The sequence below is a fragment of the Rhodovulum sp. PH10 genome (assembly GCF_000293785.1).
Classification (GTDB): domain Bacteria; phylum Pseudomonadota; class Alphaproteobacteria; order Rhizobiales; family Xanthobacteraceae; genus Rhodoplanes.
Genome location: NZ_AKZI01000061.1, coordinates 1 through 12,915, shown reverse-complemented (window position 1 = coordinate 12,915; position 12,915 = coordinate 1). Strand labels below are relative to the sequence as shown.

11 protein-coding genes and 1 pseudogene are annotated in these 12,915 nt (G+C 68.7%); 3 read left to right on the top strand and 9 right to left on the bottom strand.

The genetic code is table 11. The annotated features are described in order from the left end of the window. Window positions 1–300 precede the first annotated feature (300 nt). Window positions 301–927 (bottom strand): hypothetical protein, encoded by a 627-nt coding sequence (locus tag A33M_RS23915; protein WP_157223441.1) that lies wholly within the window; start codon window positions 925–927, stop codon window positions 301–303. A gap of 74 nt (window positions 928–1,001) precedes the next feature. Continuing rightward, window positions 1,002–1,262, bottom strand: coding sequence for a hypothetical protein (locus tag A33M_RS23910; protein WP_157223440.1), 261 nt, complete (start codon window positions 1,260–1,262; stop codon window positions 1,002–1,004). Window positions 1,263–1,265: 3 nt separating this feature from the next. Between A33M_RS23910 and A33M_RS11350 the strand changes: the two genes are divergently transcribed. Next, complete coding sequence (locus A33M_RS11350) at window positions 1,266–2,594, top strand: GGDEF domain-containing protein (RefSeq protein ID WP_008387111.1); 1,329 nt, start codon at window positions 1,266–1,268, stop codon at window positions 2,592–2,594. A 244-nt stretch (window positions 2,595–2,838) separates the two neighbouring features. On the opposite strand, the gene A33M_RS11345 is transcribed toward A33M_RS11350, so the two are convergent. The 7 genes and pseudogenes from A33M_RS11345 to A33M_RS23905 form a co-directional block, all read right to left on the bottom strand. After that, on the bottom strand, window positions 2,839–3,138 hold the full coding sequence (locus A33M_RS11345) for a hypothetical protein (protein ID WP_008387108.1): 300 nt from the start codon (window positions 3,136–3,138) through the stop codon (window positions 2,839–2,841). A gap of 142 nt (window positions 3,139–3,280) precedes the next feature. Then, window positions 3,281–5,302 (bottom strand): YgiQ family radical SAM protein, encoded by a 2,022-nt coding sequence (locus A33M_RS11340; protein WP_008387106.1) that lies wholly within the window; start codon window positions 5,300–5,302, stop codon window positions 3,281–3,283. A 134-nt stretch (window positions 5,303–5,436) separates the two neighbouring features. Continuing rightward, a complete protein-coding gene (locus tag A33M_RS11335) occupies window positions 5,437–6,672 on the bottom strand; it encodes an FtsX-like permease family protein (RefSeq protein WP_008387104.1) in 1,236 nt (411 codons plus the stop codon). Window positions 6,673–7,053: 381 nt separating this feature from the next. Further along, window positions 7,054–7,701 (bottom strand): annotated as a pseudogene (locus A33M_RS11330) (ABC transporter ATP-binding protein); the annotation flags it as partial. 76 nt (window positions 7,702–7,777) lie between these two features. After that, window positions 7,778–8,218, bottom strand: coding sequence for a hypothetical protein (locus tag A33M_RS11325; protein ID WP_008387102.1), 441 nt, complete (start codon window positions 8,216–8,218; stop codon window positions 7,778–7,780). Window positions 8,219–8,507: 289 nt separating this feature from the next. Then, window positions 8,508–10,247, bottom strand: a complete 1,740-nt coding sequence (locus A33M_RS11320; RefSeq protein ID WP_008387100.1) for an alkaline phosphatase — start codon at window positions 10,245–10,247, stop codon at window positions 8,508–8,510. Window positions 10,248–10,508: 261 nt separating this feature from the next. Beyond that, on the bottom strand, window positions 10,509–10,700 hold the full coding sequence (locus A33M_RS23905) for a hypothetical protein (protein WP_157223439.1): 192 nt from the start codon (window positions 10,698–10,700) through the stop codon (window positions 10,509–10,511). A 65-nt stretch (window positions 10,701–10,765) separates the two neighbouring features. Here A33M_RS23905 and A33M_RS23900 point away from each other — a divergent pair, with 65 nt between their 5' ends. Then, on the top strand, window positions 10,766–11,194 hold the full coding sequence (locus A33M_RS23900; protein ID WP_157223438.1) for a hypothetical protein: 429 nt from the start codon (window positions 10,766–10,768) through the stop codon (window positions 11,192–11,194). After that, entirely contained in the window at window positions 11,191–11,979 is a 789-nt protein-coding gene (locus tag A33M_RS11315) for a hypothetical protein (RefSeq protein WP_008387098.1), read from the top strand. The genes A33M_RS23900 and A33M_RS11315 overlap by 4 nt, the downstream gene beginning before the upstream one ends. The last annotated feature ends 936 nt before the right edge of the window (window positions 11,980–12,915 follow it).

The following is a 12,915-nucleotide window of genomic DNA, read 5'->3' as shown; positions in this document are numbered from 1 at the left end:
TCCTGCGGAGTGCTCCTCAGGACGAGGTCGGACTCTGTCGCCGTTGGGATCACACCGATCTTTTCGGAGCATGCAGCGATGGCCGGGCCGAAAGGTCCGGCCATCGGCATTTTCGGCGCATCGGGGTGCGTTTTCGCGCGTTGTTCGCGGGCAGACGGCAGCGCCGCGCCGCGACGATCACGGTGGGGATCGCCGCGAGGATCGTGGCGGGGCAGGTCGTCGATGACGAAAAAAAACGGCCGACGTCCCGGAAGGGACGTGGCCGCGGTGTCGGGCGGCGGGCGTGGCGCGGCGGAAACGTCAGGCGGTTGCCGCCCGGGCCTGCTCGGTCGTCTCGCTGGATTCGCTGGTTTCGCTCGATTCGCCGGTTTCGCTGGTCTCGCTCGCGGACGACGCGGTGGTGCTCGGCGTGGACGACGCTTCGGCCCGCCGGGTCGAGCCGTCGCCGGTCTGCTCGGTCCGAGTGTCGGCTCGGGTCTCGGTCCGCGCGTCCCTGCGCTCCCGGTCGGTATCGCTGTCGGTGGTGCTCGTCGCCGCGTTCGTCGTGCCCGACGTATTGCGGCTCGGCTGGGCCGTCTCGGTTTGCGTGCTCGAATCGGTGGCGGCCGCGGTGTCGTCCGGGCGTGGGCTGGCGCTCTGCTCCTGCACCGCGAGCAGCTGGGCGCGCACCGGTCCCGACAGGCGGTCGAAGGTCGACGCCACGTCGGATCGCGAGACTTGGCGGGGCGCTGCGGCGTCCTGGCCGGCGGCCGCCGCCCGCTGCGTGGATGGCTCACGCGCCGGGGACGTGGCGTTCGAAGTGGGCGACGCGGTCTGGCGGGGCTGCAGCTGGTCGGCCGACGATCGCTCGGCGGGGTCGCGATCGACCCGTTGCGACAGAGCTCGCACCAGCGACGACGACGAATCGGAAACCGAACTCACGCTCATGGCGCGACGTCCCATGACGCGGTGCGGACGACGCGAGCCGCGTCGTCCGCACCGCCGGTGAACAGGCGGCCGCATCATTGCGTCGCCGGCTTGATGCTTCGTAAAAATGGAATGTCGCTTTTGCTTGCATCCAGCGAGAGCACGCAGAGCGCGTTCGGCGGGCGGTAGCGGAAAACTCCGCTCGAATTGTCGCGCATTCGCGCGATGTCGTAACGAAACCGATCGACAAAACGCCGGCCATCGGGCGAGCGAACCGCAAAGCGTGCCGGCAGTGAGCGCTCGTTCACGCTGTGGCAGAGGGCTAGATTGGCGTCGTCCTTCGAGAGCGGAGTCACGTCATGGTCCAACAGTCGCACCAAGCGACGATCACGCTGGATGTCTCGACCCTGTTCGTGATCGCCATCTGCATCAGCGCACTCCTCGGCCTGTTCCTGCTCAGCGCGTGGCGGCAGGAGCGTATCCGCGCGCTCGGCTGGTGGGGCGCCGCCTATCTGCTCGGTGGCTTCTCGGTCGCCCTGTGGGCGCTCGACGGCGTCCTGGTCCTGCCGGAAGGGTTCGCGAGCGCGCTCCTGTTTCTCGCCTGCGGCATGATGTGGGCGGCCGCGCGGGTGTTTCACGGCCGCGAGGTGCCGTGGGTCGCGATGGCCGCCGGCGCGCTGGCGTGGCTGGTCGCGAGCGCGCTGCCCGGCGTGCTGGAGAGTCCCGCGCACCGGGTGATCGGCAGCTCGGTGATCATCTCGATCTACACCTTCCTCACCGCCTTCGAGCTGTGGCGGGAGCGGCGCAAGGCCTTGATCGCCCGCTGGCCGGCGCTGTTCGTGCCGCTGCTGCACGGCATCGTCTTCCTCGCCCCGGTGCCGCTCGCCAGCGTGCTGCCGGACGACCAGGGGCTCGTCTCGCTCGCCGGCGGCTGGTTCGCGGTGTTCGCCATCGAGGCGCTGCTCTACGTGATCGGCACCGCCTTCATCGTCGTGACCCTGAGCAAGGACCAGGTGGTGCGCCTGCAGCGCACGGCCGCCTCGACCGATCCTCTGACCGGCCTCTACAACCGCCGCGCCTTCTTCGAGGGGGCCGCCCGCATGCAGGCGGTGCAGCAGCGCAAGGACGAGCCGCTCGCCGCGATGGTGTTCGACCTCGACCACTTCAAGATGGTCAACGATCGCTTCGGCCACTTCGTCGGCGACGAGGTGTTGAAGCTGTTCGCCGGCACGATCGCCGGCAATCTGCGGGCGACCGATCTGGTGGCGCGGTTCGGCGGCGAGGAGTTCGTCGTGCTGCTGCCGGGCAGCCTCGACGAGGCGGCGATCGCCGCGGAGCGGGTGCGGCAGGCGTTCGAGGTCGCCGGCGCGGTGATCGGCCCGCAGGCGATCGGTGCGACGGTCAGCGTCGGCATCAGCGCCGGCCCGGCCACCACCACCGTCTCGACGCTGCTGATGGAGGCGGACGCCGCGCTCTACCGGGCGAAGACGGCGGGCCGCAACCGGGTCGCCCGCGCGGTGCCCGGCGAGACGTCGCTCGGATCCGGCGCGCCGCTGCCGGTCGCGCCGGTGCTGCCCGCGCTCGGCACCACCGCCGCCGACGCAAAGGCCTGGGAGGAGGCGAACGCCGCGATCTTTTGGCAGGCCCATCCGCCGCGCGAAAACGACCTCGGCTCGGCCGCCGCGTGAGGTTTACGGCCGCGCGGTCGACGAGGTCACGGCAGAGCTCGTCACGGCAGAGGTCGTCACGGTCCTGGTCGGAGGGAGCAGGAAGCAGGGCGGCGCCGCCCTGCTTCCGCGTGCTTCGGGGTGCTTCATGGTCCCGCGGCACGAAGGTCCCGGCGCGGGCCGCCGCGCGGGCCCAGACGCGGGCGCCGGTGCGGCCATCGCCGGGAGCCGGGAGACGGTGCTCCGTCTCGCTCGGTGAGACGGATCATTCGCAGTTCTGGCTGCAGCCTTGGTTCGAGGTGGTCGACTTGATCGACCCCTTGCCCTCGGCGTCGACGCCGCCGCTCAGCGTGTAGTTGCAGCCCTTGCCGCCGCCGGCGCCGGTGGTGGAGTTCTTCAGCTTGCAGGAGACGCCGTCGATCACGATCGTGTGAGAGCCGCCGGTGCCGCCGATATGGCCGTTCAGGCCGATGCTGGAGGCACTGATCGAATCGGCGTAGGCCGCCGTCGTCGCGAGACCGAGCCCGACCAGCAGGGCCAGTGTCGAAATTGCCGTCGTCCTCATCGTCATCTCCGTTTCAGGGGGTTGACTGGAGAATGTACACGCTTCGGTTGATGCCGGCGGTTCGAGAGGTAACGGCAGGAGGACCAAAAAGCAACTCGAGATTGTATGATCTGTATCTAATAATCAGCGCGCGCAAAAACGGTCAGCGCACGCCCTTGGTGGTGAAGGTGCCGAACCGGCCGCTGCGGACGGGACGATCGCCAGGTCGCACCGGGCGGCGGGTGGAGGCGGCTTTTCCGGTGCCGGGCAGCTGGTGCGCCGGCACCAGCTGATCGGGACGCGAGCCGATCAGATCGGCGCGGCCCATCGCCTTCAGCGCGTCGCGCAAAAGCGGCCAATTGTCGGGGTCGTGATACCGCAGAAACGCCTTGTGGAGCCGGCGCTGCCGCGCGCCCGAGATCGCCTCGACCGGCTCGCTCCCGCCGTGCCGCACCGCGCGCAACGGGTTGACGCCGGAGTGGTACATCGCGGTCGCGGTCGCCATCGGCGAGGGGAGAAAAGTCTGAACCTGGTCGGCGCGGTAGCGGTTCTTCTTGAGCCACAGCGCGAGGTTCATCATGTCGCTGTCGGTGGTGCCGGGATGCGCGGCGATGAAATACGGGATCAGATAATATTTCTTGCCGGCCTTCGCGGCGGCCGCCTCGAACATCGTCTTGAAGCGGTCGTAAGCGCCGATGCCGGGCTTCATCATCTTGTCGAGCGGCCCGCGCTCGGTGTGCTCCGGCGCGATCTTCAAATACCCGCCGACGTGATGCGTCACCAGCTCCTTCACATAGGCCGGGCTCTCCACCGCGAGGTCGTAGCGCACGCCGGAGGCGACAAGAACCTTCTTCACGCCGTCGATCTCGCGGGCCTTGCGATAGAGCGCGATCAGCGCGTCGTGCGAGGTGTTCAGGTTCGGACAGATGCCCGGAAACACGCAGGACGGCCGCCGGCACGACGCCTCGATCTTTTCGTCCTTGCAGGCCATCCGGTACATGTTGGCGGTCGGGCCACCGATGTCGGAGATGGTGCCGGTGAAGCCGGCCGTCCTGTCGCGGATGGTCTCGATCTCGCGCAGAATCGAGCCTTCGGAGCGGCTCTGGATCACCCGGCCCTCGTGCTCGGTGATCGAGCAGAAGGTGCAGCCGCCGAAGCAGCCGCGCATGATCGTCACCGAGAATTTGATCATGTCCCAGGCGGGAATTTTCGCCTCGCCATAGGAGGGATGCGGCGCGCGGGCATAGGGCAGGCCATAGACCGAATCCATCTCGGCGGTCGTCAACGGGATCGGCGGCGGCTCGAGCCACAGATCGCGGTCGCCGTGGCGCTGCACCAGCGGGCGGGCATTGCCGGGATTGCTCTCCCGATGCAGCACGCGCGAGGCGCGGGCATAGGCCTCGCGGTCGGCAAGGACCTGCTCGTAGGAGGGCAGGCGGATCACCGTGTCGCCGCTCGTGCGGCGGGCGCCGTCGTCCTCGCTGTCGAGATCGTCGGCGTGCAGCTCGGTGTAGTTTTCCGGCACGCGGCGAAACACGGCGGTGCCGCGCACGCCGAAAATCTCGGAAGCGCGCTCGCCGGCGGCGATGCGGCGCGCCACCTCGGCGAGCGCCCGCTCGGCATTGCCGTAAAGGAGAATGTCGGCCTTGGCGTCGGCCAGCACCGAGCGGCGCACCTTGTCCGACCAGTAGTCGTAATGCGCGATGCGCCGCAGCGACGCCTCGATGCCGCCGAGCACGATCGGCACGTCCTTGAAGGCCTCGCGGCAGCGCTGGGCGTAGACGATGGTGCAGCGGTCCGGCCGCCGGCCGCCCTCGCCGTTCGGCGAGTAGCTGTCGTCGTGCCGCAGCCGGCGGTCCGACGTGTAGCGGTTGACCATCGAATCCATGTTGCCGCCGGTGACGCCGAAAAACAGCTTCGGCTTGCCGAGCGCGGCGAACGGTTCCGCCGCGTGCCAGTCCGGCTGGGCGAGGATGCCGACGCGAAATCCCTGCGCCTCGAGGAACCGCCCGACGATCGCCATGCCAAAGCTCGGATGGTCGACATAGGCGTCGCCGGTCACCAGCACGACGTCGCAGGCGTCCCAGCCGAGGGCGGCCATCTCGGCGCGGCTGGTCGGCAGGAATTGTGCCGGCCGACGGGTCGGCTTCGACGGCGGAAAGAGCGGCGGGGTCTGGTGGTCCATCCGGGGCCTCGGGGGTAGGGGCCGGTCGGTGCGGCTCGCGAAACGAGCCTGCCCCTAGCACGCGCTCGCGCGGGGGCAAAATCCGGTTTGCGGGATATGGGGGAGGCGGCGGCGGATCGGGAGGGGTTTTTTCGTCAGCCGCGCAAGGTGGCGGCGACCGGGATGCGGAAGGCGGCGAGGCCGGGCGCGAGCGCCAACAGGCTGCCGACGGCGATCAGCCCGAGCACCGGCAGGGCGTCGGCGAGCGCGATGGTGGAGGGGAGCGCGAGCCCGGTGCGGGCCTCCACCCAGTGCCCGACCACCATCCCGGTGATTTGGGCGAGCGCAATGCCGGCGGCGCAGCCGGCGGCGAGGATCACCACCGCGCCGAGCCAGACGGTCGCCAGCACATAGGTCCGCGACGCCCCGAGCGCGCGCAAAAGCGCGTAGCGCCGCCGCCGCAGCCCGGCGAGCGCCAGCAGCAGGATCGAGATCGCCGCGAACACCACCACGTCGTTGAGGATCGCCGCGACCTGCAGAAGATCGCGCACGTCGCCGAGCGTCTTGTAGATCGACACCAGGACCTCGGCGGGGAAGAACGCCATCGTCGCGCCCGCCCGGTACTTTGCCCGCAGCATGTAGGCGTCGGCGACCGAGCCCGGCTTCACCACCACCGCCGGCACGCCGGGGATTTTTTCGGCGTCGAACGGCGGGCCGATCGGCGCCTCGTGGTCGGCATGGCCGTTGCCGAGGCCGTGGGTCTCCCACACGCTCTCGATCGGCACCAGAATGGCGCGGTCCCACGGCGTGCCGAGGCGCGGCAGCCGGCCGACCACGTGATAATGGACGTGCGCGTGGCGGTGGCGGGCCTCCTCCTCGGTCTCGACGCCGAGCGGGTTCCGGTGGCCGGCATGGCCGTGCGAGGGGGTGATCTCGTCGCCGATCGCGAGCGTCACGTCCGCGCCGATCACCGCCTCGCCCTCGGCGGAGAAGATGCGGCCCTCGCTCGCCGCGAGGCGACCCCAGCGGGTGGCGAACGTCGTGGTGGTGCCGACGATCGGATATCCGCGAAACACGTCGCCGAAGGCGATCGGCGCAAAAGCTTTTGCACGCGGGTCGGCGGCGAGGGTTTTCAGGATGGCGCCGTCCATCAGCGGCAGCGCCTCGGGCTGCAGATAGACGGTGGTCATGGTCAGCTGGGTCTGGCTGCCCGGCGCGCCGATCAGAAGGTCGAAGCCGGACGCGGCGCTGGCGCTCGCCTGGCGCACCGCGCGCTCCTGCGCCGACAGCGACACCCCGACCGACACCGCGATCGCGACCAGCAGCGGCGCCACGAACGCCACCCAGCGCAGCGAGCGCAGATCGGCGAGGACGACGGGAAACGGGTTCATGGTGTTTCGTTCCGCTCCCGGCGGCTTTCATCACGAGCGCATGCCATCACTCGCTCGTCCCTGCGTAAGCGCTACGGCATGCACACAAGGACAAAAAGCGTGGTATTTCGATGAGAAAGGTCGAGTTCGCCGAGAACTCCGCCGTCATCGCCGGGCTTCGACCCGGCGATCCATCGCACTGGATTAAAACTGTTTTTTGATTTTTGATGGATGCGCGGGTCGAGCCCGCGCATGACGGACGCATGCATTCGGGGCGATCTGTGCATGCCCCAGTGCGCAAGCGGGGACCCAGGAGCCCCACGACGTTCGCTGCGAATTTTCTGGGTTCCCGCTCGAGCGGGAACGAGCGGAGGCTCGGGCACGCTCTCGGCGAGACGACGATCATGTGAGGGCTCTCGTCGTCTCGGACAGCCGGCCCGCCTCGAGGCGAAACACCCGGTCGACCCGGTCCGGCAAGGCCGGGTCGTGCGAGACCATCACCACGCTCGCATGCGCTTCGGCGGCGAGGGTCAGCAAAAGGTCGATCACCCGCGTGCCGGTCTCCTGGTCGAGGCTCGCGGTCGGCTCGTCGGCGAGGATGAGCGCGGGGTTTCCGATCAGCGCGCGGGCGACCGCGACGCGCTGCTGCTCGCCGCGTGAGAGTGCGCTCGCGCGGGCGGTGCGGCCGTCGAGCCCGACGGCGGCGGCGAGCTTTTCCGCCCGAATGCGGGCGCCCTCCGGCAGCCGCAGCCGGTCGAAGCGCAGCGGCAGGAGAATGTTGTCGATCACCCCGAGCTCGGGAAACAGCTGAAAGTCCTGGAAGACGAGGCCGACGGTGTCGCGCCGCCAGCGGTCGCGCCTGCGCTCGGACCAGCCGGCGATCTCCTCCTCACCCCACGCGACCGTCCCGCCGTCGGGCTGCAAAAGGCCGGCGAGCGCGTGCAGAAGCGTGGTCTTGCCGGCGCCCGACGGGCCGGTCACCACCGCGGTCTCGCCGGGCGCCAGCGTGAAGCCGACATCGTTCAGAATGTCGGCGGCCGGCGCGCCGGCTCCCTTGCCCGTCGCCTTCCCGGCCTCGCGGCGGGCGACGCAAAGACCCTCCACCCGCAGCGGGCGGGCATGGGTCTCATCCTCGGCGAAAGCGTGCATCGACGATCCGCAACTGGCTGACGAACCCGGTCTTCGGGTCGGTGAAGGAGCCGATCTCGAGGCGGCCGCGCACCACCACCGGCTCGCCGCCGGAGAACAGGGCGCTGGCGCCGTCGAGATAGACGACGACGATGTCGGCGGGCCAGTCGGCGTCCGACTGGCAGAACGGGCACAGCGCCATCGGCTCGCGGGTGAGCACGAAGAACGTGCTTTCCGGCTCGAGCGGCGGCGCCATGTAGCCGCGCATCGACACCGTCCGGTTTTTCAAGGCGAGCACGGCGGCGGAGAATTTCAGGCCGCGCACGCCCATGCTCTCGTAGAGCTGCTCGAACAGCAGCGGCGTCGGCTCGGCCGCGCCGGCCGGCCGAATGGTCGCGCCGACGAGGGCGGCGCCGGCAAAAAAGCCGGAGGCGAGCACGGCGCGGCGGGTGAGCAGGGTCCTCTCGCGCCGCGTGACTTCACGCTCCGCATTCGACGGAAGGAGGAAACGCAGCCGCCCCCGCTCATTCCCGCGGAAGCGGGAATCCAGTCCTTTTTCTGGGTCCCCGCTTTCGCGGGGACGAGCGGAGAAGGGGCACGTCATGGCATTCGGTCGTCGGTCGTTGGAGGAGCGGCGGCCACTCGTGGCTTCATTCGCATGGACGAGGTGCATGCCCGCGGCGAGCGCGGACATGCGTTTCGTGAGCCTGGCGACGGCCGAAGATTCTTCACTCGGCGGAGCCGAGGCCGAGGGCGCTGGTCATCACCCGGTAGACATAGGTGTTGTCGATGCGGCCGTGGAACATCTCCGAGCCCGGCCCGGTCGCGGTCAGCACCACATCGTCGGCCGAGTGGACGCCCTGCGGCGCCGAGGTCGGCAGGTTGCCGGTGCGGCGGGCGGCGCCCGGCACGTCGCAATACTTTTCGTTGGCGACGTACGTCTTGTCGGCGCCGGCGACCGCCGGGACGTTCTCGCCGTCGAGATAGGGGTGGCCGGTCTCGCACCAGTCGGGATAGGAGCCGAACACGAAGGCGAGACGGCGCGACACGTCGACTTTCTCCGGATAGCCGGCGGCGTTGGGCGCCGGATAGTTCGGCACCTCGGACTCCTCGTAGACGCCGAGCTTGTCGCGAAGGCGGTCGCCGGGCCGGGCGTCGTCGTAGGTGCCGATGATCGACACCGGGTGGGCGTGGTCGCCGACCACCACGATCAGCGTGTCGTCGTTCTTCGCGGCGAAGTCCTTGGCCATCTTCACCGCGTTGTCGAACATGATGGTGTCGTAGACCGCGCGCTCCCAGTCGAGCGAGTGGCTGTACTTGTCGATCCGGCCGGACTCGACCATCAGCACGAAGCCGTTCGGGTTCTTCGACAAGACGTCGAGCGCGGCGCGCACCTGGTCGGTGAGGTCGGGCTGATCGGGGAATTTTTCCACCGTGCCCTTCTTCAGGAAGAAGCGGTCGAGCGCGCCGTCGATGTTCTTGGTGTTGAACAGGCCGAGCAGCTTGTCGGCGCCGTTGGCCGCCGCCAGCTCGGTCTTGGTCGACACGAACTTGTATCCCGCGTCCTCGAACCGCTTGATGTAGTCGGTGTCGTCCTTGCGCTTCGAGCCGGGGGTCGACTTCGGCAGGAAGTTCGGCGAGCCGCCGCCCATGATCACCTCGGGCTTCAGGTCGTAGAACATCCGCACGATGTCGTCGTAGTCCGAGCGGCGGCGGGTGTGGGCGACCATCGCGGCCGGGGTCGCGTCCTCGATCTCGGTGTTGGTGACGACGCCGACCGCCATGCCGCGGGTGCGCTTGACCAGCTCGGCGATGGTCTCGTTCTTCGGATGGTCGAGGTTCTTCTTGGTCGCCGAGCAGTAGACGCCGAGCGCGTTGACGCACGACTTGTGGCCGGTGGTGTAGGCGGTCATCGAGTTGGCGGAGTCGGTGACGACCGAGTCGGTGCCGGAGGTCGACACCAGCGCCATCGCCGGCATGGCGTCGATCGCCAGCTCGCCGCCGTACTTGCCCTCGTGCAGCCCCTTCGAGAGGATGCGCGCCGCCGTGCGGTGGGCGACCGTCAAGCCGTCGCCGATGAACAGGATCACGTTCTTGGCCTTGCGCGGCTCGGTGCCGAACACCTCCCAGGTCACGCTCGCGCTGCGGTCGCCGGCCTTGGCCTCGACCGTGTAGCGGCCGGGCTTGCCGATCACCGCGTCGCGGATCCAGTAGGCGGCGTGGTCGCTGCCGTCCTCGTGGGCGGCGTAGGTCGCTTGCTTGCCGAGCACGCTGCCGGCGTCCTTGCCGTCGATGGTGACGGTGACGGCGGACTGCGCCGGGGCGCCGGGGAACTCGACCTTGAGGTCGAACCGGGCGCCGGCCAGGATCTCTGCCCGGTCGATCGGATAAATGGTCTGCGCCGATGCCGGAACGGCGAACGTGGCGAGCGCGAGCAGCGCGACGCCGGGCGCGAGCGGCCTGAGCATGGGATCTCCCGATGTCTTGTGAATGCCGCGTGCGTGGGTACGGCGCCACCATGAAGCTATCGTGACAGGCCGGGACGCGGGCCGGTCGACGCATGCGGGACGGGGGCGCCGGCTTTTTTCTTCGAGCGGTGGCGGGGAACGACGCCGGGGGAGCGGTGCCGGATCGGGCTCCTCGAAAGCTCGATGCGGTGCAACAAGGCGGCCGTACCACGATGGCGGATGCCCGGTCGCGGTGCCGCGCGACGTCGGGAAGGGCTTGCGTCACAGGACGATACCCGGCGCCTTGAAGCGATGCGGAAAATCGCCCGCCGGCCGCCGCGGCACTGCCGATGCGAAGTATTCGAGACTCTTTTGCGATGCAACGAAGAGGAGATTTTGCGTCGCCGTTGCAATCTTTGCATCGTCGGCAATGTTCTGGTAAAGTAATTGTACTCGGTCGGTCGGTCGCGTCATCCGGGTACGCTGTCACGGAGAGCCGCCCGCCACGGACCGGCGAGGGCCCGCGGGCCGGCGAACGGATGCAGCCGGGCGACGAAAGGCGACGTCGCGAGCAGCGGTACAGCGGAAGCGGCGTCACGGACAACGGCGTCTCGGAAAACGACGTCTCGGATAACGGCGTCACGGAAAACGACGTTACGGAAAACGACGTTACGGAAAACGACGTCACGGGAAGCGGTATCGCGCAGAGGCGTCGCGAGAAGCGACGGCGCGAGACGGAAAGCACCACCGCAAGAGAGCCGAGCGACGTCGGCGATCATCGACATCCGACGACCGAGAAGACCCGAAACGACAGAACGACAGAACGAACGACAGAACGAACGGCAGAACTGCAAGACGACAACGAGACGACAAAGCCCGCTCGCCCTTTCCCCGGAAAGGGAACCAAGCCGGATCAACCGGGAGCGGAGCAGCATTCGAGGAAACGACCCAGCGAGGGAGTGTCATGAGTGACAACGAGAGCGATGGTGATCACGTCTATGTCTTCAGCCTCGCCACCGTGCCGGACGTCGAGGCGTATGCGGCGATCAACAATCTGGACGGGATGAGCGCGGACGACGTCCGCGAAGCGCTCGGCGACAAGTCGGAAAAACCCGTCTATCACGCGATCGTCGCGCTCGGCGGCGTGCTGGCGCACCGCGCCGGTGCCGCCTCCGACGAGGACGGTGACGACGCCTCGCGCGGGCCGTGGGCCGTCTCGTCGGTCGCCGTGTCGTCGGTCGCGCACGAGAGCGAGGAGGAGATCGTCACCGGCTTCGCCGATTGCGTCAGCGCGCTCAAGCCGCGCCTCTTCACCTTCGACGGCACCGGCTTCGACATCACCGTGCTGCGCTATCGCGGCATCGCCCACCATGTGCGGGCGCATTTCCTGTTCGCACCGGAGGGCTCGCCGGATGCGATCGTCGACATCGGCCGGCTGTGCGCGGCGGGCGGCGGCGGCAAGAAGCGGCTGCACACGCTGTGCCGCGAGATGGGCATCCGGCGCGGCCGCGACGTGTTCGGCTGGGACGGCGGCGACCCGATCGACGCCGAGACGCTGTACCGCTCCGGCCGGGTCGACCAGCTGGTGCGCCGCTGCGAGCGCGATTCGATCGACGCCTACCGGCTGTGGCTGCGCCACCAGCTATCCAACGGCCACCTCTCGGAGCCCGATTTCTGGGCGAGCGAGGAGGCGCTGCGCCGCTACGTCACCGCGCTCGAGGCCGGCCGCGCCAGCCTGCCGCAGGTGGCGTGAGAAGGGGCGAATGGCGAGTGGCGAGTGGCGAGTGGGGAAGAGGGAAAGGGCGAATAGCGAGTGGGGAGTGGCGAGTAGGGAGTGGCGAGTAAGGAGCGGTGCGTAAGGAGCGGTGAGTAAGTGAGCAGGCAGTAGGGCGGATCGGGCGCGAAGCGCCGTGATCCGCCGCGAGACCCGATGCGCTCCGGTTCGTCGTTCGCCGACGAACGGCAAAGCGAGTGCGTCGTCGTCCGACCGAGGCTCGCCCGATCGAGAACTCGGCGTGTCGAAAAAGCACGTCGGGTGTCGAAGAAAAAGCACGTCGTGTGTCGAAGAAAAAGCACGTCGTGTGTCGAATAAGCACGTCGGCGGCGGCCGACCTGTTCGGCCTCCTGGTTCGAGACGCGGCCGTCGGCCGCTCCTCACCACGAGGGCGGAACGGTCGTCGGGTGAGGCAAGAACGAAGGTGGCTCGAACGAAGGTGGCTCGTCGAAAAGGACGCCATCGTCCGCTGCAGAAACATCGACGGCGGAAAAGTTCGACCTCGTCCAAGGGGCCGCGACGCGGCCGTCATCGAAGGACGAGGCCCGAGCCTCGTCATCGTGCATGCCCTCCTCCGTCGAGTCGCACTCCTGCGGAGGGCTCCTCTGGACGCGGTCGACCTCCGCCGCCGATATCCTCGTACCAACGGTGCCTGAAAGCGACTCTCCCCGTCACCCTGAGGCGCCCGGCGAAGCCGGGCCTCGAAGGGCGACGGCATCGATCTCGGGCCTGCCCGAGATCGACAGGATCGAGTGCCCGGGTCGGCAACGCCGACCCGGATGGCCGTTCATTCTTCGAGGCTCGCTCCGCTCGCACCTCAGGATGACGGATCAAAGTCATCCGCCGTTGGTACCAACGGCGACAGAGCCCGACCTCGTCCTGAGGAGCACTCCGCAGGAGTGCGTCTCGAAGGGC

Bases quoted from the DNA above. Each gene is read 5' to 3' on its own strand.
- A33M_RS23915 (WP_157223441.1), bottom strand. From the start codon at position 927: ATGAGCGTGAGTTCGGTTTCCGATTCGTCGTCGTCGCTGGTGCGAGCT.
- A33M_RS11350 (WP_008387111.1), top strand. From the start codon at position 1,266: ATGGTCCAACAGTCGCACCAAGCGACGATCACGCTGGATGTCTCGACC.
- A33M_RS11345 (WP_008387108.1), bottom strand. From the start codon at position 3,138: ATGAGGACGACGGCAATTTCGACACTGGCCCTGCTGGTCGGGCTCGGT.
- A33M_RS11340 (WP_008387106.1), bottom strand. From the start codon at position 5,302: ATGGACCACCAGACCCCGCCGCTCTTTCCGCCGTCGAAGCCGACCCGT.
- A33M_RS11335 (WP_008387104.1), bottom strand. From the start codon at position 6,672: ATGAACCCGTTTCCCGTCGTCCTCGCCGATCTGCGCTCGCTGCGCTGG.
- A33M_RS11320 (WP_008387100.1), bottom strand. From the start codon at position 10,247: ATGCTCAGGCCGCTCGCGCCCGGCGTCGCGCTGCTCGCGCTCGCCACG.
- A33M_RS23905 (WP_157223439.1), bottom strand. From the start codon at position 10,700: ATGACGCGACCGACCGACCGAGTACAATTACTTTACCAGAACATTGCC.
- A33M_RS23900 (WP_157223438.1), top strand. From the start codon at position 10,766: ATGCAGCCGGGCGACGAAAGGCGACGTCGCGAGCAGCGGTACAGCGGA.
- A33M_RS11315 (WP_008387098.1), top strand. From the start codon at position 11,191: ATGAGTGACAACGAGAGCGATGGTGATCACGTCTATGTCTTCAGCCTC.